The organism is Rheinheimera sp., from assembly GCF_037442345.1.
GTDB lineage: Bacteria > Pseudomonadota > Gammaproteobacteria > Enterobacterales > Alteromonadaceae > Pararheinheimera.
Genome location: NZ_JBBIQL010000007.1, coordinates 95,023 through 115,560 on the forward strand (window position 1 = coordinate 95,023; position 20,538 = coordinate 115,560).

A 20,538-nucleotide genomic window follows, 5' to 3' on the forward strand; every position below is an offset into this window, starting at 1 on the left:
AAAAATATCCGGCTGCTGATCGGCCAATTTATTGTGGCAGATCAAAGATAGCGGCCGGATTTCACCGAAAAAAGGTTGATTTTTAAACGCTTAGAGGAAACTTACTCCCCATTTCAGCAGAAAAGCCAGCGCTGAGAGGCATGAGACACCCAGCAGATAAAACGCGACAAACCACAGCCATTGCTGGCGGGATTTCCGGATGGAGTCTGGCATCAGTAGCCCTCCTGAAAATCTTCCACTTTACCGGCGAAAATGCGGTAACCCCAGAAGGTGTAAGCGCAGATCAGCGGCACGAAAATAAAAATCCCCGGCAACATAAACTGCAGGCTGGAGTCTGGCGCAGCGGCCTGCAGGTAATCGAGCTGCCGTGGCAACAGGTAAGGGAATATGCTGACCACCAGGCCAGCAAAGGCGAACAGAAACAGACTGGCAGCCAGCCAGAAAGGCCGGTCTTCATGGCGGCTGTGCACCACTTGTGCTGCCACCAGTTGGCGTTGCACCCGGCCCAGGTCACGAAACAATAAACGGGCGGCCAGCACGGACAACAAAGGGAGAGGCACAAACCACAACCCATGCCAGCCGCCAAACCAGCGTTGCCGGATATCTGCTTCAATCAGCACAGTCCAGAGACTGACCAGCAGCATCGACAACATCACAGCCAGCAACAGGCGCTGGCCATAACGGGCCGCTTTTTGCTGCAGCTCACCACGGCTTTTCATCACCAGGTAACAGCAGGCGAGCAAGGCGTAACCCGCCATCACGGCAAAACCACAAAACAGACTAAATGGGCTCAGCCAGTTCAGGCTGGACTGGTTTAACAGGCTGTCTGCCGAGCCTTGTACCAAGGTGCCCAGCATCAGGCCCTGGCAAAAAGCGGCCAGGCTGGAGCCAGCGGCAAAAGCGGTATTCCACCAGCGTCTGGAGCTGTCGGATTTAAAGCGGTATTCAAAGGCGACGCCGCGGAAAATCAGGCCCAGCAGCATCAGCACTATTGGCAGGTAGAACTGGGAGGCGATAGCGGCATAAGCGGCCGGAAAGGCGCCAAACAAAATCACCCCACCAAACACCAGCCAGGTTTCATTGCCGTCCCAGACATGGGACACCGAACGCATCAGATGGTCATGTTCGGCGTCAGAATTAAACCAGGGGTACAAAATGCCGATGCCTAAATCAAAACCGTCCAGCAGCACGTACATCAGCACCGCAAAGCCCAGCAGCAGGAAATAAAACAAAGGTAAGCTCAGTGACAGTTCCATTAGCGCGCTCCTTCGGACTCATCAGCCAGTTGTTTGGTAAAAGACAAGGCATACCCGGAGGCTTTTACCCCGATGCGCTGTTGTTGCAACAGCTCCAGCGGCGCCGGGCCTTTTTTGATCAGCTTGCGCATAAAATACAGGTAAACGCCAAACAGCAGGCTGTAAGCCAGCACAAAGAGCGTCAGTGAAAACAGCACCCGTTCAGCCGGTAAGGGGCTGACCACGTCGCTGGTGCGGATCAGGCCGTAGACCAGCCAGGGTTGCCGGCCTATTTCCACCACATACCAGCCGGCCAATACGGCAATCACACCTGCTGGCGCCAGCCAACTGACAGGTGTTAAAAACCAGTGGGCCTGATACAGAGTGCCGCGATAGCGCAGGTAATTGCCGAGCAACGCCACGCCTATCATCAGCACGCCAATGCCCACCATGATGCGGAACGAAAAAAACACCAGTGGCACATTGGGCCTGTCGGCGGCGGGCACCGATTTCAGCCCCTGCAGCTCGCCATGCCAGCTGTGGGTCAGGATCAGGCTGGCCACCCCAGGCAGGGCAATTTCAGCGTGATTGGTTTCGTTTTTCATATCGGGCAGCGCAAACAGCAGCAGTGGCACACTGGTCTCTGATTCCGGCCAAATCCCTTCCATGGCCGCCAGTTTGATGGGCTGATGCTCTTTCACATTCAGGCCATGCAAGTCGCCGACCCAGGCCTGCAGCGGGGTGAGTACCAAGGCAAACCACAGCATCATCGACAAGCCCTTACGGCCAAACTCCTGATGTTCACCGCGTTTTAAGTACCAGGCGTGGGTGGCCATGACGACAAAAGTTGCGGTGATCAAGGCCGCCAGTAGCATATGGCTGAGCCGGTAGGGCATGGACGGATTAAAAATGACCTCCAGCCAGCTGGCAACTTCCAGTTTGCCGTCGACCCATTGGTGGCCCTGCGGGGTTTGCATCCAGGAGTTGGCGGCAATAATCCAGAACGCTGAAATCCAGGTGCCGATGGCGACTGTGACAGTGGCGAAAAAGTGCATTTTGGCACTGACGCGTTGCCAGCCAAACAGCATCACGCCGAGGAAACCGGCTTCAAGGAAAAAGGCGGTCAGTACTTCATAAGCCATCAAGGGGCCAAGTACGGCGCCGGCCAGTTCGGAGAACTTACTGAAATTGGTGCCAAATTCGTAGGACAAAACGATGCCGGACACCACCCCCATACCAAAAGTGATAGCAAAAGGTTTAATCCAGAATTTGGCCAGTTGCAGATACTGCGGATTACCGGTTTTCAGCCACAAAGCTTCCCAAATCGCAATCAGGGTTGCCAGGCCAATGGTGATAGACGGGAAAATAATGTGAAAGCTGACGGTAAAAGCGAATTGCAGCCTGGACAGCAGCGCAACATCCAATTCCATCTTAAGTGTCCTTCCGTAAGTGGCTGGCAAGCAGGCCTGGGGCTAAGCAGCACAGCAGCAGGCTGCCAAGCACTACAAATTCGGCCATAAGTAACGACAGGTCGGGCATTTATCTTCTCCGTTGACAGCTTTAGCAAATCACTCCTGGGGATTGCGAAAATCAGGCCAAAACTTTTCTAAAATTAATTTATTGTTTTTATTTGGTTTTTTTAAGTTGTTTGAAATGAGTGTAAACATGATTTACGATTTAAAAGGAGCGGCATGTCAATAAGGTTGACGATTTAGATGGGGCTGGTACTGGTTTTTGAACTGATGATGCTGCTGACGGCCGCCTGTGCTGCACTGATGGCTGGCTGGTTATGGTGGCATTCGCGCTACCAGCGGTTATTGGCTGGGCTGGCTGGTTTTGGCGCCATGATGGCACTCTGGTGTCTGGGCCATATTTTTGTGTTGCGTCAGCAACCTGTGCTTGGCAGCAGCCTGCTGCTGGCCAATCCCTTGATGCCGACCTTTTTTCTGCATTTTGCCATTCAGTTTGTGCGGCAGGGGTCGCCGGACAGGCCCTGGCTGGAACGACTGTCGGCGGCGATTGGCTGGTTGTATTTTGCCTCTGTGCTGGTGATCCTGCTCAGCCTGAGTCTTGGTGCCAGTGAACTGGTACCGGGCGCGGTCTTGCCTGTGGTCTTTGTGTTCAGTGGCTACGGCTGGCTGAACCTGCTGTACACAGTGCTGCTTGGCGTTGCTGCTCATGCGGTGCTTTGGTACGGCTGGCGTCATCACAGTGGCAATAAAAAACGCTCTATTGGTGCCATGTTTCTGGCGGGTGGCTGGGGTTTACTGCTGGCCACCAGTTTCGTGTTCCCGTCTTTTGGTCTGGACTGGTTTCCGTACCCTATGTTGCTGTTGCCCACATACCCGGTGCTGCTGGTGTATGGGGTGGTGCGTTATCAGATGCTGGCGGCCAATGCGATAGCCAACCGGGCTTTGCTCTGGCTGGTGATGAGCCTGCTGTTGCTGCTGGTCATAGCACTGATCAGCACTGTGTTTGGTCAGCTGGGGATGCAGACGCTGGCGACAGTGCCTGTCTGGCAGCTCTGGCTTTATTCCAGCCTGGTGTTGCTGTTGACCGCCGCCTGTTACCGGCCTGTGGCCCGTCTGGCTGAGCGGTTGATCTACCCCGGAGCCCGGCTGGACCAACACATACTGCAGCGCTGGCAGTTGCAGCTGGCCAGCGCGGCTGACTGGCAACAACTGGCCGGCACAGCCCAGCAACTGCTGACCAGCCAACTGGGAAAAGCCGTGCTGGTGCAGCTGGACAGGGTGCAGGCCGGTGACGGCGATTTGCGACTGACGGCAACGCAGCAGCAGGGGCACTGGCAGTGTCTGGTCACGGGCGATGAGGAGCTGACGCCAGGGCTGCGGCTGGTCGTGCAGGTGTTTGCATCCCTGCTGCAAAGCCGCTGTGCCACTTTGCAGCAAAGCCTGCAGCTGGCCGACACGGAAAAGCAGCGTTTATCGTCGCAACATCTGGTGGAAATGGGCGCGCTGGCGGCTTCTATGGCGCATGAACTGCGCAACCCGCTGAATATTATTTCGATGGCGTCTGCCGGTGTGGATGCGGAGCTGCGTGGTCATATCCAGCAGCAGTTGAAGCGGGCTGACCGGCTGATTTCTGACATGCTGGTGTACTCAGGCCGGCTGGAGCTGAATTATAGCCAGGTGCCGCTGCGGCCTCTGATAGAAAGCCTGCTGCAGCAACTGGACTGGCAGCAGGTGCAGCTGAGTTTACAGGTTCCGGCTGAACTATGGCTTTGGGCCGACCCCCACCGTCTGCAGCAGGTGCTGCTGAACCTGCTGGACAATGCTCATGCCTTTTTACGTAACCAGCCGGATGCAAAACTCTGCATTGAAGCGCTTGAACTGCCGGGGCAGGTCAGGCTGCGGCTGCATAACAACGGGCCTGCACTGGACCCGGCGGTTTCTGCCCAGCTGTTCCGGCCTTTTATCAGCAAAAGAGCCGGCGGCAGTGGCCTGGGGCTGGCCATTATTAAACGTATTATGGATGCCCATAAAGGCCAGATCAGCCACAGAGCCGATTTGGGCTGGGCTGTGACATTTGAATTCAGTTTACCAAAGGAGCCTGCCGATGCTGGTTAAAGGCAAAGATGTAGCGGCCAAAGTGCTGATAGTGGACGATGAACCAGCGTTCCGGTTGCTGGCCGAACGATTTTTACAGCAACAGGGTTATCAGGTGGTCAGCACCGCCAGCGTGGATGACGCTATGGTTCAGCTGGGGCTGTTTGATGCCGATTTAATTCTGCTGGATTTAGCGCTGCCACCGCATTTTGACCCACAACAGACGCTGAACCTGGTGCCGCAGCTGGCCAGTCGGCCTGTGATTATTCTGACCGGCCATGCCGAACGGGATCTGGCCCTGAAAGCGATCAGTCAGGGGGCTTGGGACTTTATTGCCAAGCCCATAGATCCGGATTTATTGGCGGTGGTGGTCAAACGTGCAGTGACCAAACATCAGCTGGAAAAAGAGCTGCTGCAACTGCGTCAGGCGGCGCCCCTCAGCAGCCCTCTGCCCAGCCTGGCCGGGCATTCCGGCCATATGGAAAGTATCCGCACCCTGGTACAGCGTATTGCGCCGACTGAGGTGCGGGTGCTGGTGACGGGGCCGTCGGGCACCGGCAAAGAGGTGATTTCCAAAGCGCTGCATCAGCTGAGTAACAGAGCCGACAAAGCTTTTGTGTCGGTGCATTGCGGTGCTATTCCGGCTGAATTGCTGGAAAGTGAGCTGTTTGGTTATGTCAAAGGGGCTTTTACCGGCGCAGACAAAGACCGCCAGGGCCTGCTGAAGCTGGCCGACGGTGGCACCCTGTTTCTGGATGAAATAGGCGAAATGCCGCTGCCCATGCAGGTCAAACTACTGCGGGTACTGCAGGAGGGCAGTTATTACCCTGTGGGTGGGCGCGAGATGCAACATATTGATATCCGGCTGATTTCTGCCACCAACGCCAACCTGCCCGATTTGGTCCGGCAAGGAAAGTTCCGTGAAGATCTCTACTACCGTATTAAAGGGGTCACGATGGAAACTGTGGCGCTGGACCAGCGCCGCGAAGATATTCCGCTGTTGATCCGGTTTTTTCTCGAGCAGCTGAAGGAGCAGCAGGGGCAGGCGTTTCAACTGGAAACCGGTGCCATGCAGTGGTTTTTGCAAAAGCACTGGCCGGGTAATGTGCGGGAGCTGAAAAATACACTGGAAAGTGTGGCGGCTATTGCCCAGCAGGGCGTGATCCGGCTGTCCGATATTCAGTTGCTGCATCTGGACGGTCAGGGGGCGGCCGATCACACTGAATTATTGGACAGCGCCATGCTGGGTGGGTTGGATGAGCAGGTAAAAGCACTGGAAATCCGCTTAATTCAGCAGGCCTTACAGCAGCATGCAGGCAATAAAAGCCAGGCCGCCCGTACCCTGGGTATTTCCCGTCAGGGTTTATTAAAAAAACTGGAACGCTATGGTTTAAGCCATACAGGTATAGACGATTAACTTTCACCAGCCGAAGGGGAGTCTATGACAGACAAAGAGTTATCAGAGGCGCTGCAACTGGAATGGCAGCAGCAGGTGCTGATTTGCCGTATTCAGGGCGCCTGGACACAGGCCGTTACCACAGAGCTGATCCGTCAGGTACAGCAGCAGGTGCAGGCCTTTGGTGGCAAACCCTGGGTGCGGGTGATGGATATGCAGCACTGGGCGCTGGCGACGCCAGATGCACTGGCGCAAATGCAGCAGTTTATCGGCTGGGAAGACCAGCATGCCTGTGTGCTGCGCTGTTTTGTCGGCTTAAACGAGGTGCAGCAACAGCTGCTGGACTTTAAATACGACAGCAGCCATAAGCCGTTGTATTTTGGCCATATCGACACCGCCACCAGCTATGCGCGGCAACTGTTGCAGCAGCGTGGGCGAAGCGGACTCATCAGTGGTGACAAAGAATATCAGGATGAAAGTTAAAAATTTGTCACTCAAGCAGCCAATCCATTAAAGTACAGTTCACAGTGAACAAGGATTGGAAACTCAGGTGTCAGAAGTTCAATTAGCCGAAAATTCAGCGGTGGCATCTGCTGAAAACCTGCCGGATGAGCAGCCACTTTACCCGCATTCTGTCCGGGCTGAACAAAGTCTGAAAAATATGCTCGGTTTTAGCCGGCACCTGTTGCTGAAGCATCCCAGCCTGGCGCTCACCTTATTTTATTTACTGGCAAGTTCATTGGGGTTGTTTTTAACCGTTGAGCTGCTCAGCCGTTTTGATTTCAGTATTTTGCCTTACCTGGAACTGACGGATTTTTTACTTGCCGCCATCGTGAATCCGCGTTCTCTGGTGATATCAGCGTTATTTTTCCTGCTGTATTTCTCACTGATTGTGCTGGATAAAAAATGCCGTCAGTGGTGGGGCGGTTATGCCTAGGCCATGGAATGGACCCAGCGCATGACCAGGTGGATACCCATGTGGTTGTCAGCTGTCTTCGGTGGTATGGCGTATCTTTACTTTTCCGGGTTGGTTGCAGCTCAGCAGATTTATCAGGAGATCCAGGACAAAGCCAACCCAGAATTCAGCCTGAGTCTGATTTACCCGATGAACCCGGGTGGCAAGGAAACCCGGATGCTACAGCCGGTACAGCTGATTAGCCGCACCAGTGGCTATTTGGTGTTGTATTACGAAAAGCAGGTGATGTTGATCCCTCATGCCAATGTGGCCGCTTTTGTGCCACTAAAAAAAGCGGCGCCAGTACCTGCCGCGAAGCCTGCTGCAAGCCCGCCTGAGTCGGGCAAAGCTGCAGATACAGCACCACCTGTTGCACCGGAAAAAGAACCAAAAAAAGCAGCCTGAAGGCTGCTTTTTGATGACGAAATCACTCAGGCCGGCCTGGCGTAATCCAGCGGGTCGTCCAAAGGGATCACAGGTTCAGGTTCGGCCATACTGGCGTAATAGCCTTCAAACAGCACTTTTTCCAGCGCCTGCACCATGGCGTCGTTGATAGGCAGGTTGCGGCCACCCAGCTCGTAATCGATTTGCCGCACCTGCTCTTTGCCGTTGCGGATCATAGGCGGAGGGTCGGACTCCAGCGCAATCAGGCTGTCTTTTAAGGCCTGTGGGTGGTCAGCTTTAATCACTTTGCACACCGACAGCTCCACCTGGCCCTCACGGCCTGTATAACCTGCAGCGCCAAATAAACGGCAAATAGCCGGACGCTGCTGGTAAACACCACACTGGCCTTGTTTACCGTCTTCGGAAAAGCGCTGATAAAAAAAACAACCTGGTTTTTCATGTTGTTGTAAGGCTTCCAGCGTTTGCTCTGCTGTGCCTTCGTCATACAACCTGATTGCCAGGGGCAGCATTTCCAGCACCGAGGCTTCAATACCGGGGTGCAGACAACATTCACCACAACCACTACGACAAAACAACTCGCGCTGACGCTGATAAGTGCTGTAGGTGTCACTGATCTGCTGGTACACAACGCCGAGCTGCTCCGCTAAACCACGCAGCCGCTGCATAAATTCTCCGAAGAAAGGACCCCGGAACTGGGGTGGGCGCTATTGTAATGAGGGCGAATTCTTGGCCGCAAGAGGGCATTGAAAATATACTTCCCCCGTCGTTCTTGGCGCTGCAGCTTTATTGACAGCTCCAGCTCGCCCCAGTCACACAGATTTGTCGCCGCGCAGCAATGCCAATCTACCTGGGGGGCGCCTTGTCGTTTGTGTACAAAGGCTGGGGTTTGGCGATGCCATAACCCTGACCGAAGTTAATTCCCATATCGGTCAGATGTTTAGCTATTTCCGGGCTTTCCACAAACTCAGCCACTGTCTGAATATCCATGACTGTGGCTATGTCATGAATGGATTGCACTATGGCGCGATCAAAGGGATCTTGCAGCAGGTCACGCACAAAGTTGCCGTCAATTTTGACAAAATCGACCGGCAGGTTTTTCAGGTAGGAATAGGATGAAAAGCCGGAGCCAAAGTCGTCCAGAGCAAAACGGCAGCCACAGGCGCGCAGGCTGGCCATAAAATCCAGCGTATGCTGCAGGTTCAGGATGGCCATGCTTTCGGTCACTTCAAAGCAAATTTTATGGTACGGAATGCGGTAACTCTGAAACAGTTCCAGCACATAGGCTTTAAACAAAGGGTCGGTTAAGGAAGCGCCGGACAGGTTGATATTGCAGAGCCACAACTGCTCCAGATGTGCCGGCTGGCTGCACAACCAGCGGAAATACTGTTTCAGCACCCAACGGTCAATTTGTGGCATCAGGCCGTAGCGTTCGGCCGAAGTTAAAAAACTGCCGGGTGGGATCAGGCTGCCATCATCCAGCTGCATGCGCAGCAGCAATTCATAATGCAGGCCTTTGTCCTGATGTTGCAGCGCCTGCACCTGCTGGCTATACAAAACAAACTGATCCTGTGCCAGCGCCTGGCGCAGCTGTTTCAGCCATAACACCTCTTTTTGGTGCTTTTTCAGCTCATCATCGTCCGGATTAAACAAATGAATACGGTTACGGCCTTTTTCTTTGGCAACGAAGCTGGCGGCGTCCGCGCGTTTCAGCCAGTGTTCCACATTGGCTTCATCCGGCAGTTTTTCCGCCATGCCAATACTCAGGCTGACGTTAAAGACGCTGTCCTGCCAGATAAAACGGTATTCTTTGGCGCTATCCAGCAACTGATAAGCCACTGCAAAGGCCTGTTGGCTGTTTTGGCCTGGCAACAATACCGCAAATTCGTCGCTCTCCAGCCGGGCCAACACGCCACGCCCGGCCAATACCCGCAGCAGCTGGTTACTGAGCTGACACAGCAGGGCATCACCTGCGGTATGGTCACAGGTGGTGTTGACCAGCTTAAACTGGTCAATGTCCAGGTAGAGGAGCACTGCACTGGAGGGTTGCCCCAGCTGCAGCTGCAGTTGCCCCATCAGGTAGTGCCTGTTGTACTGCGAGGTGAGGCTGTCATGGTTGGCCAGATAATCCAGCTGCTCTGTATTACGTTTCTGTTCGGTGATATCAATGATAGAGCCATGCACGTAAGGCGTCTGGTCTTGGTCGTGCACAGACAAACGCGCCGACATCAGTGCCCAAAATGGGGTGCCGTCAGCCCGCAACCCTTTAATTTCAAAGTTCTTATTACCGTCATGCTGCAGTTGTTGCAGCATACGTTGCCGGTCGGCCGGGTTGGCATAATAGCGGCTCATACTGCTGCGGCTGACATCGGCTTTCATCTGCGCCAATGAGTCGTACCCCAGGATTCTCAGCAAGGCACTGTTGGCGTTGATCAATTGACCATCGGTGGTGGAGGTGAACATTCCCTCCACGGCGTTGTGGAAAATATCATGGTACTGCTGCAGTTGTCTGAGTTGCGGGTTGAGCACAGGGGCAACTTGCAGATCCCGTTGCTGCTTCAGCAGGTTATAACTCATCAGCGCCATACTGCCGGTGACGGCCATCAGTAACAGAGCCTGCCAGGATTGTTTGGCCGGCAGGTAACCGGTTTGCGACAGCGCCAGCAATAAAATACAGCCAAAAAATAAAAACCAGCCAAGTGCAAAGGCCTGGGCGGCACGGCCTCCACGCAGTGCATACCAGCAGGCAAAACACAGATTCACCAGCACAGAAAAACCAATGCTGGCCAGCAGTAGCCAGTACCTGTCGGTATTCGACAAATACAGCGGGCTGAACAACAACAACAACGCGCTGCACAGGCATAAGGCGAAACTGAAACGGCCCAGCAAAAACTGCGGTTTCTGGATGACCGCCCAGCTGAACAGACTTAAACAGGCCAGTGTGCCACCTGTGGCGACGTACAATATGGCCTGGTTAATTTCCGGATAACCAGGCCATAACAGTGCAAAGGCCAGACCATTCAGAATGGCCAGCACCAAAGCACTGCCAAAAAAGAAACCGGAAAAATACAGATAAATGGCTTCGCGGCTGGCGGCAAACAGAAACAATTTATAAAAGGCCATCAGCAGCAATACACCACACAACAAGCCGTCCAGAATGTTTTTGTACAGCTGATCCAGCACAAAATCCTGTTGTTGCCAAAGCACCAGTTGCAGCGGCACTATGCCGGCGTCCAGCACCCGGATAAACACATCCACTTCCTGGCCGGGTTCAAAATGAAAAGCAAAAGCAAAACTGCGGTAAGGCAGCCCCCGCTCCAGAAACGGCACTTGTGAGCCGGTGCGGTGCAACAACTGAATTTCATTGCGGCTGCGGTCATAACTGTAGACTTCGACCTGATCGGCCAGCGGAAAGTCGTAGTGCAGAATGGTGTCAGCCGGGCTTTGGCCCTGATAGGCCAGCCGGGCAAATAACCAGACCGCCTGTTGGGTGCTGATTTGGCTCAGGCCGGTTTCACTTAATAGCCGAAAACCGTGGTGCCGCTCCGGATCCGACACCAGCTCTTCCAGCCGGGTTTCTGTGTCGGTTTGTTGCATGTAGAGGCTGGGGCTCAGGTCCAGCTGGGGCTGCTGTTTGTCAAACTTGGTCAGCTCGGCAAAAAAGGCCTGACAGGGTGACACCAGCGCTAGCCCTGCTAACAGGCTGAAAAATACGACCCAGCTTTTGTTCAATTAAAACCCCGTCAGTTCCAACTGTCTGAATAGATTGGCTAATTCAGACAATAGCATGGCTGCCGCCGCACTGTCAGCGCTGACCCAACAGCTTTCGCTGTTATCTTCGAAATGCAGGGTAAAAGCTTCACCTGCATAACGCAGTTGCAGTTCGACCAAATCAGCACCGTACTGCAGCGCAAGGGGGCTGATGGCAGTGCCAGCGAACCAGCCTTTGCACTGCAGCCAGTGTTCGAACCGCAGTGGCTGTAAAGGTGTCAGGTAAATCTGTGCATCTAACTGCGGGTATTGCACAATAAAACTGTTTTTTCTCATGGGGTTAACTACTGCAAGAAATTTCCATCGACTTGCCCCAGTCGGGGGGAGGGGCGGCGAAAGCCGCTTTGCCCGGCTGTTCGGTATAGGGCTGTTTCAGCACAGTAAAAAGCTCAGTCAGCGGCTGGCTGTTGCCTTGTTCAGCCGCGCTGATGGCCTGTTGAGCCAGGTAGTTGCGCAGCACATAAAGCGGATTGTGTTGTTCAATTTGCTGCACTCTGGCCGCCTCCGCCAGGGCATTGTCCGCCAGCCGCGCCCGGTAGTCATTGGCCCATTGATCAAACGCAGCGGTATCCAGCATATGGTCACGCAGCACTGTGGCCTGGCTGTCGGCACTAAACTGAGCCAACCGGCGCATCGACAGGCTGTAGTCCTGTTTTTGGCTTTGCAGCAATGCCAGCCAGCGGCCTATCAGGGCCCGGTCTGTTTCGCGGTAACTGTCCAATCCGAGTTTCTTCGCCATCAGTTGCATATAACAGCTGACCAGTTCAGCTTCGTACAGGCTTAAGGTCTGGCGCAGCGCATCCGCCGGCACCAAAGGCGAAAAGGCATGGGCCAGCGCGTTCAGGTTCCACAGCGCCACTCCGGGTTGTTCGTCAAAGGCATAACGGCCGCTGTGATCCGAGTGGTTGCAGATATAACCCGGTTGATAGTCGTCTAAAAAGGCGTAAGGACCATAGTCGAAGGTGATGCCGAGAATTGACATATTGTCGGTATTCATCACGCCATGGTTAAACCCTACCGCCTGCCACTGCGCTATTAAACGGGCCGTGCGCAACACAATCTGCTGCAGCAGTGCTTGCGCCGGGTTACTGGCGTGGGCGCAGTCGGGGAAATACTGGCTGATACAAAAATCGACCAGCCGCTGCAGCGCCTGTTCGCCGCCCTGGTAAAAGCAGTACTCAAAATGGCCAAAGCGGATATGACTGGGGCAAACCCGAATCATCATGGCGCCTTGTTCTGTGGTTTCGCGCTGTACAGCTTCGGTGCTGCCGACCAGGCTCAGAGCCCTGCTGGTTGGAATACCCAGGTGGTGCATCGCTTCGGACGCTAAAAACTCACGGATGCTGGAGCGCAACACGGCTCGGCCATCACCAAAACGCGAATAAGGCGTGCGGCCTGCACCTTTTAAATGCAGCTCATAACGCTGGCCGTCCGAGCCTTGCACATCACCCAATAATAAGCCCCGGCCATCGCCCAAATCCGGGTTGTACTGGCCGAATTGGTGGCCTGTGTATTTCTGCGCAAAAGGCTGACTGCCGGGCAGCAGCTTCTTTCCTGACAAATAATCGGCGGCGTCGGGCTGTAAAAAGAAATCGGCGGAAAAACCTAACAAGCTGGCGGTTTCAGGGCTGTGTAACAGCAACCTGGGGGCGGCAAAAGGCGTCACTGCCACAGGGCTGCCTAAATCGCCCAGCTGTTCGGTAAAGGTATTTTGTAACTGCACAGGCATTGGTTTCTCCCGCTCAAGGCTTTGTATTGTCTCGCTGCAGCGGCGCAGGCTCAAGGTTTTTGTCGGCAAAAACGGCTTTTCTGCGGTAACTCACTTGTATAAACAAGCACTTGCCACTTTAATGGTGGAAAAGCAAACAACAACAAAGGACCCGAGGAGGGTAAGTATGCAAAAAAATGCAGTCATTCTGTTGGCGTTGGTACTGTGGCAGGCTCCTTTTACCGCTTTGGCGCAGGATAAAGCCGCAGGTCAGGCCAAGGCCGCGGTCTGTGCCGCCTGCCATGGGGCGGACGGTGTGTCGATGATGCCGGATTACCCGAACCTGGCCGGGCAAAAAGAAAAGTACCTGCAGCTGGCTATTACTGCTTACCGGGACGGTGGCCGGAAGCATGCGGTGATGTCACCTATGGCCAATGGCTTAACCGACGCGGATATTGCCAACCTGGCAGCGTATTTTGCCAGCCTGCCGGCTCAGTCAGCCGCTAAATAGCCGGCATGGGCATCTGGATTTTCAGTGCCTGCGATAAGGCCAGCTGGGTCTGTCCTGTCTCTTAGTCGCCAGCTAAATAATCAGCAATACAGTCGAGGAATTCAGATCCATAACGGGCCAGCTTGGTCTGGCCGACCCCACTGATCGCCAGAAACTCCGGCGCTGTGGTGGGGCACTGCTGGGCCATTTCCATCAGGCTGGCGTCGGAAAACACCACAAAAGGTGGAACATCGGCTTTTTCTGCCAGTTGTTTGCGCAGCGCTTTAAGGCGGGCAAACAAGGCTTTGTCGTACAGCAGGTTGAGGCTGGTTTTGTTTTGGCTTTTGCCTGGCACCAGCCGGGGCACCGCCAGCTGCAATGGCTGTTCGCTGCGCAGTACAGGCCGGGCGGCTGGCAATAATTTCAGCACCGAATGCTGGCTGATGTCCTGCTGCAGCAAACCACAATGCACCAGCTGGCGCAGAATACTGAGCCAGTAGTCATGTGATTGCTCTTTGCCCAGGCCATAAGTGGATAACTGATCGTGACCCAGCTCGCTGATACGTTGGTTATGGCTGCCGCGCAGTACATCGATCACATGGTTCATGCCAAAACTCTGGCCGACCCGGTACACACAGGACAGGGCCTTTTGCGCCAGTTCGGTGCCGTCAAAACGTTGCGGCGGGTCGAGGCAGATATCGCAGTTGCCGCAGGGCTGATGGCTGGCTTCGCCAAAATAATTCAGCAGCACCAGGCGGCGACAGGTCTGGGCTTCGGCAAAAGCGGCCATTTGGTTAAAACGTTGCAGCACCACTTCGGTCTGGCTGCTTTGATCCTGAGCTATCCAGTTGCGCATCCGGCCAATATCGGCCGGGTCGACCAGCATCAGGGCTTCCGCGGCGACGCCGTCGCGGCCAGCGCGGCCGGTTTCCTGATAATAAGCTTCAATGCTGCGGGGCAGTTCATAATGCACCACATAACGGATATTGGATTTATTCACACCCATGCCAAAAGCCACAGTGGCGACAATCAGCTGCAGCTCATCGCGTTTAAAAGCGTCCTGGATCTGCATGCGTTCTTCATGGCTCAGCCCGGCGTGATAAGCACCGGCGGCAAAACCTTTGTCTTTCAGCTGCTGCGCCAGATCATCGACTTTTTTCCGTGAGTTGCAGTAGACAATACCGCTGTGCTGTTCCTGAGTTTTCAGGTAACTGACCAACTGGTTCAGCGCGCTGAACTTTTCCTGCACTGTGTAACGGATATTGGGTCTGTCAAAGCTGCCCACTGAAATAAAAGGCTGTTGCAGTTGCAACTGCTGGCGGATGTCTTTTTGGGTGGCCGGATCGGCGGTGGCGGTCAGCGCCATCACAGGCACCTGAGGAAACTGCTGTTTCAGTTGAGCCAGCGCTGTGTAGTGCGGCCGGAAATCATGGCCCCACTGCGAAATACAATGCGCTTCGTCGATGGCAAATAAACTGACGCCAACCTCCTGCAGCCGTTGCATAAAATCCTGCTGCAACAAACGCTCAGGTGCCAGATACAGCAGCTTTAACTCGCCGTAACGCAACCGGTTTAACACGTCCAGCATCTGTTCGCGGCTGATGCTGCTATTGAGAAACTCCGCCGCAATGCCGTTGGCTTTCAGCGCATCCACCTGATCTTTCATCAGCGACATCAAAGGGGACACCACCACAGTGACCTGTGGCAACAACAGCGCAGGTAGCTGATAACACAAGGATTTACCACCACCTGTTGGCATCAGCACAAAACAATCCTGGCCGCTCAGGCAAGCCTGAATGACCTCGAGCTGGCCAGAGCGGAACTGGCTGTAGCCAAAAGCTTGTTTGAGCAGATTGTATAAATCGGTGTCGGACATGCTGTGGTGTTGTGCTGCAAAGGCGGGCATTGTACTGAAATTCTGCGGCGCTGTGTTAGCTGGTTTTGTTCGCTTGTTTCACCGCCTGGTATTGGCTAAAGTGAATCTCCTCTTACCAGTTGGAATTGATGGATGCAGCCTGAACAGTTATTGCCTTATATAGCCCAGGTGTTTGACCAGATGCCTTTTAACCAGTTGCTGGGTCTGAAAGTCACAGGTTTTGATGAAGCGAGGGCTGAAGTGCGTTTTGCTTTTAAACAGGATTTGGTCGGTAACCCGGTGCAGCAAATTCTGCATGGGGGCGTGATCGCCTCAGTGCTGGATGTGGTTGGGGGCCTGATGGCTGTGTCCAGCGCTTTAAGCCGTTTGGGTGAGGTACCGGCCGCTGAGCTGCAGGAAAAACTCGGCAAAATGAGCACCATCGACATCCGCACCGATTACCTGCGCCCAGGCCGGGGTGAAGAATTTATCGCCAGTGCCGTGGTGATCCGCAGCGGCAATAAAGTCTGCGTCTGCCGGATGGAACTGCACAACGAATCCGGCACCCACCTCGCCCTAGGCACCGGCACCTATATGGTGGGGTGAAACTGGTCTTTCGGAACGCAACCAATGTTGCGTTCCGCCAGTTTCACGCCCCGAGCTCTGCGAGGGGCCGGGCAAGATACTGGTCTTTCGGAACGCAACCAATGTTGCGTTCCGCCAGTTTCACGCCCCGAGCTCTGCGAGGGGCCGGGCAGGATGCTGGTCTTTCGGAACGCAACCAATGTTGCGTTCCGCCAGTTTCACGCCCCGAGCTCTGCGAGGGGCCGGGCAGGATGCTACCTCGATCTGTGATTCTTGCTGCCGGGCGAACGCCTTTTGCTCTGCAAAAGGCCGGGCAAGATGCTACCTCGATCTGTGATTCTTGCTGCCAGTTTCACGCCTGTTACTCTGCAAAAACCAGCCAGACGTTGTCTGATGCATAAATGGCTGACTATGCTCACCTCAGCCCCTGTGTTCCACTGACCAAGGACAAACACTGTGATCACCCAAAGCACCGAACTGAGAAATGCTGCGGCTCGCGACGCCGCTGCTATTGCCGCCATATACAACCACTATGTACTGAACACCAGCGTCACCTTTGAAGAAGAGCAGGTAAACGAAGCTCAGATGACGGAACGTATTGCCGAAGTGCAGCAGGCCGGTTTTCCCTGGCTGGTGTTGCTGGAACAAGGCGAGGTACTGGGGTATGCCTATGCCAGCCCATGGCGGCTGCGCAGTGCTTACCGTTTTTCTGCCGAAAGTACAGTGTATTTAAAAGCAGATCTGTCTGGCCGCGGTTATGGCAGCCAGTTGTATATGGCGTTGCTGGCACGCCTGAAGGAGCTGGGGTTTCGCACCGTGATGGGCGGCATTACCTTACCCAACCGGCAAAGTGTGCAGCTGCATGAAAAATGCGGTTTTGCCAAAGTTGCCCACTTCAGTCAGGTGGGTTATAAATTCGGGCAATGGCTGGATGTGGGCTATTGGCAAAAGCTCTTGTAGCAATTCAGGCAAAAACACAGTGTTTCCGGCCAGAACCGGTTTTTTCTGCTGTGGTGTGACGCTGTGCTTCAGTACAATACGGACCTTTAAGTCGCTCTGTTGAGTAAAGTTCATGTCTTTTAGTCCGGCGCAGAAAATTGGCGGCACTTTTGCCGCCACTGCCTACACCTTATGGGGCCTGGCGCCTCTGTACTTCAAACAAATTGATTTTGTGCCTGCCGAAGAAATTCTGGTGCACCGTATAGTCTGGTCTTTAGTGCTGCTGGTACTGATTGTCTGGGCCATGCGTCAGAGCGACAAAGTGCTGGCGGTGCTGAAACAACCCAAGCTGGTTTTGGCACTGCTTGGCACAGCCCTGATCCTCGGTGCCAACTGGGGGTTGTTTATCTGGGCGGTCAATAACCACCATATGCTGGATGCCAGTCTGGGCTATTACATTAACCCGCTGCTCAATGTGTTGCTGGGCATGGTGTTTCTTGGTGAGCGGTTGCGCCGCTTTCAGTGGCTGGCGTTGTCGCTGGCTGTCACGGGGGTGTTGATCCAGCTGCTCACCTTTGGTTCTGTGCCCTGGATTGCGCTGGTGCTGGCCGGTACCTTTGCACTCTATGGCTTGTTTCGCAAAAAACTGGCGGTGGATGCCATTACCGGTTTGTTTGTGGAATCGCTGTTACTGGCCCCTTTGGCGCTGTGGTACTGGTGGCAGTTTGCCAACAGCAGTGCGGCTGATTTCAGCCAAAACAGCTGGACCCTGAATCTGGTACTGATGGCAGCCGGTCTGGTCACCACGGTGCCGCTGCTGTGTTTTATCGCTGCCGCCAAACGGCTACAGCTGTCCACTATGGGATTCTTTCAGTACATAGGCCCAAGTTTTATGTTTGTGTTTGGCGTCTGGCTGTATAACGAACCCCTGACCGACAGCAAGCTGGTGACTTTTGGTTTTATCTGGGCTGCGTTGCTGCTGTACAGTGCAGATGCCGTGCTGCAGCTAAAAAAGAAAAAGCCGCAGGCTTAACTCTGGGCTCAGGCGCCGGCTTTTAGTTCGATGCTGTTGCCTTCCGGGTCCTGAATATACAAAGAGGGGCCAAAGCCCAGGCTGCCGTAACGTTCGGCGACAGTGGAGCAGGGGATCTGCCGGGCCTGGCACCAGGCCTGAATAGCTTCAGGTTCAAAAGGCTGAATTTGCAGGCAAAAATGGTCCAGATTCCGCCCTGTAACACCGGGAGCTGCGCCGCCTGCAGCCCCTAACGGTTGGTCAACCGGTACCAGGTCAATCAGTTGGGCTCCGGCACGCAGCTGATACAGGCCCTGCTCAGCTTCCACCCGTTCCAGGCTGCAGCCCAGCTGCTGGTAAAACGCCAACATGGGCTGCAACTGCCGCACCCGCAGGACCAGATGATCAAGGCCTTTAATCTGAAACATCACTTTACTCCCGCAATGGCAGTTCTGCTGTAAGCCTATCAAAGCTAAGCCCAGTGATCAGGCCTGAGCGTAAATTTCTTTGTAACCCAGCCAGCGCCGCACCAAAGGGGCTATATGCTGTGGGTACTGCTGCTGCAACTGCACCGCAGCTTGCTGGGCGCCAGGGATCAGGTCGGCATCCCGGCTGAGATCCGCGATGCGGTAGTTCACCTGGCCGGTCTGACGGGTACCCAGCAATTCACCGGGGCCACGGATCTCCAGATCTTTTTGCGCTATCACAAAACCATCATTGCTCTCCCGCAACACCGCCAGCCGGGCCTGAGCTGTAGCGGACAGCGGTGCGTGGTACAGCAGTACACAATGCGATACCGCATTGCCACGGCCCACCCGGCCACGCAACTGGTGCAGCTGGGCCAGACCCAGCCGCTCCGGGTTTTCAATAATCATCAGGCTGGCGTTGGGGACATCCACCCCTACTTCAATCACAGTGGTGGCCACCAGCAGGTCCAGTCCGCCTTGTTTAAAGGCATCCATCACCTGCTGTTTCTCCGCCGGTTTTAAGCGGCCATGCACCAAACCCACTTTCAGTTCTGGCAGGGCTTCGGCCAGCTCCACTGCGGTAATTTCGGCGGCCTGGCACTGCAGCTGCTCTGATTCGTCAATCAGGGTACAGACCCAATAGGCTTGCCGGCCTTCCTGCTGCACGGCCTGACGTACCCGCTCTGTCACTTCAGCACGCCTGCTGTCCGGAATGGCCACTGTGGTCACTGGCGTCCGGCCCGGAGGCAGTTCGTCAATGATGGAGGTGTCGAGGTCTGCATAAGCTGTCATTGCCAGGGTCCGGGGTATAGGGGTGGCGGTCATCACCAGCTGGTGTGGGGAAAAGCCGGTCGTGGTGCCTTTTTCGCGCAGCTCCAGCCGTTGATGCACACCAAAACGATGCTGTTCATCAATAATCACCAGTGCCAGGGTATGAAACTCAACCTGTTGCTGAAACAACGCATGGGTGCCTATGACCATGTTGGCTTCACCGCTGGCCACCCTGTCCTGCTGCAGTTTCTTTTGTTTGGCCGTGCTTTTGCCGGATAACCAGGCCACCTGAAACCCCAGGGGTTCCAACCAGCGCCTGAAGGTGCTGGCATGCTGTTCCGCCAAGAGTTCGGTTGGCGCCATCAGGGCCACCTGCGCGCCCTGACCCAACACTGTCAGCGCCGACAAGGCGGCCACCAGGGTTTTACCTGAGCCAACGTCGCCCTGCACCAGCCGCAGCATAGGGGCTTGCTGGGCTAAATCGGCACGAATTTCCTGCACCACGCGTTGCTGCGCTTTGGTTGGCGCAAAGGGCAGTTGTGCCAGCAGCTGTTGTTCCAGACTGATCTTGATCTGAAAGGAGCGGGCTGGTTGCTGACGGCTTTGCTTACGAATTTGCAGCATCGACAACTGCTGCGCCACCAGTTCTTCAAAAATCAGCCGTTGTTGGGCCGGATGCTGGCCTTGCTCCAGCAGGGTTAAGGACGCATCAGGGGGGGGCCTGTGCAGATAGCGTAAAGCGTCGGCCAGTGACCAGGCCTGGGCGCCCAGCACTGGGGCCAGATATTCGACCGGGCTGCTGCGTTGCAGGTACTGCAGCGCCTGTTCGGTCAGGGCGCGCCAACTGGCTTGTTTTAAGCCTTCGGTGGTGGGGTAAACCGGTGTGAGGCTTTCCGCCATATCGGGCTCAGTGCTGTCTTTCTGTACCTTGTACTCCGGGTGCATCATTTCCACACCGCGGTTGCCGCGTTTGACTTCCCCATAACAGCGCAGCAGCACACCTGGGCTGACCGCATTTTTCTGTGCTGCACTGAAATGGAAAAAGCGTAAGGTCAGAATACCGCTGCCATCACGGATGCTGACCAGCCAGCTGCGTCTTTTACCAAAGATCACATCACTGGACAGCACTTCGCCCAGCACAGTGGCCTGCATACCTGGCAACAGATGGGCGATGGGATAAATCCGGGTGCGGTCTTCGTAACGCAACGGCAGGTGAAATAACAAATCCTGCACGCTCTGGATACCCAGCTTGTGCAGCAGTTCGGCATTTTTCGCACCTACGCCTTTGAGTTGATGGATAGCGACAGCATCCAAAGCGGTAACCGTCAAAATAAAGCCTGATAACTCACTGAATGGCTTCAGTTTACCTGTTCAGGCTTGGCTTGG

The 20,538-nt window shown here is 54.8% G+C and carries 18 protein-coding genes; 9 read left to right on the top strand and 9 right to left on the bottom strand.

Going from position 1 to position 20,538, the window contains the following annotated elements; translation table 11 throughout:
- Positions 1-212: 212 nt before the first annotated feature.
- Both cydB and WKJ04_RS05665 read right to left on the bottom strand, forming a co-directional pair.
- Positions 213-1,256, bottom strand: a complete 1,044-nt coding sequence (gene cydB, locus WKJ04_RS05660; protein ID WP_337879524.1) for a cytochrome d ubiquinol oxidase subunit II — start codon at positions 1,254-1,256, stop codon at positions 213-215.
- Complete coding sequence (locus WKJ04_RS05665; protein ID WP_337879525.1) at positions 1,256-2,665, bottom strand: cytochrome ubiquinol oxidase subunit I; 1,410 nt, start codon at positions 2,663-2,665, stop codon at positions 1,256-1,258. The genes cydB and WKJ04_RS05665 overlap by 1 nt, the downstream gene beginning before the upstream one ends.
- Before the next feature lie 285 nt (positions 2,666-2,950).
- On the opposite strand from WKJ04_RS05665, the gene WKJ04_RS05670 reads away from it, so the two are divergent.
- The 5 genes from WKJ04_RS05670 to WKJ04_RS05690 all read left to right on the top strand — a co-directional run bounded on the left by WKJ04_RS05670 (position 2,951) and on the right by WKJ04_RS05690 (position 7,557).
- Positions 2,951-4,822 carry an ATP-binding protein gene (locus WKJ04_RS05670; RefSeq protein WP_337879526.1) on the top strand — a complete coding sequence of 624 codons (1,872 nt, stop codon included), beginning with the start codon at positions 2,951-2,953 and terminating at the stop codon, positions 4,820-4,822.
- On the top strand, positions 4,812-6,218 hold the full coding sequence (locus tag WKJ04_RS05675; RefSeq protein ID WP_337879527.1) for a sigma-54 dependent transcriptional regulator: 1,407 nt from the start codon (positions 4,812-4,814) through the stop codon (positions 6,216-6,218). Before WKJ04_RS05670 ends, WKJ04_RS05675 begins: the two co-directional genes overlap by 11 nt.
- A 24-nt stretch (positions 6,219-6,242) precedes the next feature.
- The gene (locus WKJ04_RS05680) at positions 6,243-6,680 is read left to right on the top strand and encodes a hypothetical protein (RefSeq protein ID WP_337879528.1); all 438 of its coding nucleotides are present in this window, start codon (positions 6,243-6,245) and stop codon (positions 6,678-6,680) included.
- Between the two features lie 67 nt (positions 6,681-6,747).
- Positions 6,748-7,134 carry a hypothetical protein gene (locus tag WKJ04_RS05685; protein WP_337879529.1) on the top strand — a complete coding sequence of 129 codons (387 nt, stop codon included), beginning with the start codon at positions 6,748-6,750 and terminating at the stop codon, positions 7,132-7,134.
- A gap of 39 nt (positions 7,135-7,173) precedes the next feature.
- Complete coding sequence (locus WKJ04_RS05690) at positions 7,174-7,557, top strand: hypothetical protein (protein WP_337879530.1); 384 nt, start codon at positions 7,174-7,176, stop codon at positions 7,555-7,557.
- Between the two features lie 26 nt (positions 7,558-7,583).
- Here the strand turns inward: WKJ04_RS05690 and WKJ04_RS05695 are convergent, their stop codons facing one another.
- From WKJ04_RS05695 to WKJ04_RS05710, 4 genes are all read right to left on the bottom strand, one after another.
- Positions 7,584-8,222, bottom strand: a complete 639-nt coding sequence (locus tag WKJ04_RS05695) for a YkgJ family cysteine cluster protein (RefSeq protein ID WP_337879531.1) — start codon at positions 8,220-8,222, stop codon at positions 7,584-7,586.
- Between the two features lie 178 nt (positions 8,223-8,400).
- The gene (locus WKJ04_RS05700; protein ID WP_337879532.1) at positions 8,401-11,286 is read right to left on the bottom strand and encodes an EAL domain-containing protein; all 2,886 of its coding nucleotides are present in this window, start codon (positions 11,284-11,286) and stop codon (positions 8,401-8,403) included.
- The gene (locus WKJ04_RS05705; RefSeq protein ID WP_337879533.1) at positions 11,287-11,601 is read right to left on the bottom strand and encodes a DUF3630 family protein; all 315 of its coding nucleotides are present in this window, start codon (positions 11,599-11,601) and stop codon (positions 11,287-11,289) included. It lies immediately after the preceding gene.
- Between the two features lie 4 nt (positions 11,602-11,605).
- Entirely contained in the window at positions 11,606-13,054 is a 1,449-nt protein-coding gene (locus tag WKJ04_RS05710; protein WP_337879534.1) for a YdiU family protein, read from the bottom strand.
- A 166-nt stretch (positions 13,055-13,220) separates the two neighbouring features.
- Here WKJ04_RS05710 and WKJ04_RS05715 point away from each other — a divergent pair, with 166 nt between their 5' ends.
- Positions 13,221-13,544, top strand: a complete 324-nt coding sequence (locus WKJ04_RS05715) for a cytochrome c (protein WP_337879535.1) — start codon at positions 13,221-13,223, stop codon at positions 13,542-13,544.
- A gap of 61 nt (positions 13,545-13,605) precedes the next feature.
- On the opposite strand, the gene recQ is transcribed toward WKJ04_RS05715, so the two are convergent.
- Positions 13,606-15,429 (bottom strand): DNA helicase RecQ, encoded by a 1,824-nt coding sequence (gene recQ / locus WKJ04_RS05720; RefSeq protein ID WP_337879536.1) that lies wholly within the window; start codon positions 15,427-15,429, stop codon positions 13,606-13,608.
- 102 nt (positions 15,430-15,531) lie between these two features.
- On the opposite strand from recQ, the gene WKJ04_RS05725 reads away from it, so the two are divergent.
- From WKJ04_RS05725 to rarD, 3 genes are all read left to right on the top strand, one after another.
- A complete protein-coding gene (locus WKJ04_RS05725) occupies positions 15,532-15,984 on the top strand; it encodes a thioesterase family protein (RefSeq protein ID WP_337879537.1) in 453 nt (150 codons plus the stop codon).
- 435 nt (positions 15,985-16,419) lie between these two features.
- Positions 16,420-16,923: an arsinothricin resistance N-acetyltransferase ArsN1 family B gene (locus WKJ04_RS05730; protein ID WP_337879538.1), complete on the top strand. Its 504-nt coding sequence runs from the start codon at positions 16,420-16,422 to the stop codon at positions 16,921-16,923.
- A gap of 112 nt (positions 16,924-17,035) precedes the next feature.
- Positions 17,036-17,935 (top strand): EamA family transporter RarD, encoded by a 900-nt coding sequence (rarD, locus tag WKJ04_RS05735; RefSeq protein ID WP_337879539.1) that lies wholly within the window; start codon positions 17,036-17,038, stop codon positions 17,933-17,935.
- Between the two features lie 8 nt (positions 17,936-17,943).
- On the opposite strand, the gene WKJ04_RS05740 is transcribed toward rarD, so the two are convergent.
- Both WKJ04_RS05740 and recG read right to left on the bottom strand, forming a co-directional pair.
- Positions 17,944-18,342, bottom strand: coding sequence for a VOC family protein (locus tag WKJ04_RS05740; protein WP_337879540.1), 399 nt, complete (start codon positions 18,340-18,342; stop codon positions 17,944-17,946).
- Positions 18,343-18,399: 57 nt separating this feature from the next.
- Positions 18,400-20,481 (bottom strand): ATP-dependent DNA helicase RecG, encoded by a 2,082-nt coding sequence (gene recG, locus WKJ04_RS05745; RefSeq protein WP_337879541.1) that lies wholly within the window; start codon positions 20,479-20,481, stop codon positions 18,400-18,402.
- Positions 20,482-20,538 lie beyond the last annotated feature (57 nt).